This window comes from Psychrobacter sp. 1U2, assembly GCF_051847575.1.
On sequence record NZ_JBPYDC010000299.1, the window covers coordinates 1 to 1,242 of the forward strand.

1 protein-coding gene and 1 pseudogene are annotated in these 1,242 nt (G+C 42.4%); one reads left to right on the forward strand and one right to left on the reverse strand.

Annotated elements, in window-relative coordinates; all coding sequences use genetic code 11:
- Positions 1–662, forward strand: a pseudogene (locus tag ACS8FD_RS15325) (NAD(P)/FAD-dependent oxidoreductase); the annotation flags it as partial.
- A gap of 112 nt (positions 663–774) precedes the next feature.
- On the opposite strand, the gene ACS8FD_RS15330 reads toward ACS8FD_RS15325, so the two are convergent.
- A partial coding sequence (locus tag ACS8FD_RS15330) for a LysE/ArgO family amino acid transporter (RefSeq protein ID WP_439276479.1) occupies positions 775–1,242 on the reverse strand: 468 nt, incomplete at its 5' end.

Consider the following 1,242-nt stretch of genomic DNA (forward strand, 5'->3'; position numbering starts at 1 on the left):
AAGGCATTAAAGAGGTGCCGTTAGTGACGCATTTTGAAGATGATGTGGCGCATTTTGCAGATGGTACCAGTCAACAATTTGACGCTATCATTATGTGTACGGGCTACTTGTTCCATTTTCCATTTTTGCCTGATGAGCTGCGCCTACAGACGCATAACTGCTTATATCCAGCCAATCTATACAAAGGCATTTTTTGGCAGCCAAACCCCAAGCTTATCTATCTAGGAATGCAGGATCAGTACTTCACCTTCAATATGTTTGATGCCCAAGCATGGTATGCACGTGATGTAATGATGGATGATATCAAATTGCCTGACTTAGCAACACGGGAAGCAGATGAGCAAAAGTGGCTGACCACTTATGATAAATCGGTAACGGTTGATGATTCTATCGATTTTCAAGCCGCATATATTCGCGACTTAACCGATACAACTGACTATCCTGAGTTTGCAGTAGAGAAGCAAGGCGAGATACTAAAAGAGTGGCAAGAGCACAAAAAAGACGGCATCATGACCTTTAGAGAGAAGGCTTATCGTTCTACTTTGACAGGTACACTAGCACCTGAATTGCCAGAGCCTTGGTTAGATGTCCTTGATGACTCACTAGAGCACTTTTTGAACTTAAGCTTTGTTAAGCCTAAAAAACGTAAAAAGGCATCATAAATCGTAAATTATAAATCGTTGTAATTGTTAACCAAGCATATTCAATGAGTGTGTTTGGTTTTTGCGTTTATGCAGCTACAGCCTTTGTTTATAGTTAGGTTCGCTCAATGTTCTAACTTTGATATAGATGCCAAGCCAAATACAACATAAGGATGCCGACTAAAGCATCCAGTATATTCCACGCTTTTGGTTTGGCAAATAAAGGTCTAAGTAATCGTGCGCCATAGCCTAGTGCAAAAAAGAAAAAGAACGAGGCACTGACTGCCCCAGCTGCAAACACAACTTTACTGTCTGCCCCTGTTGAAACCATCCCAACTAGCACCAATGTATCTAGATAGACGTGTGGATTGAGCCAAGTAAAACCAAAGCAGAGGAGTAGCGCCTTCTTTAGACTGGTGACTACTTGTCCATCGACATCAAGAGCATGCGATAAACGTATGCTAGCATACAAGCTTTGTAACCCGTAGCCCAACAAAAATATGACACCAGCGAATTTGGCAATATCGACTACTTGTGGATAGCGTGCTGTGACTGCGCCAAAACCGCCGACGCCAGCAGATATCAGGATTGCATCACTGAG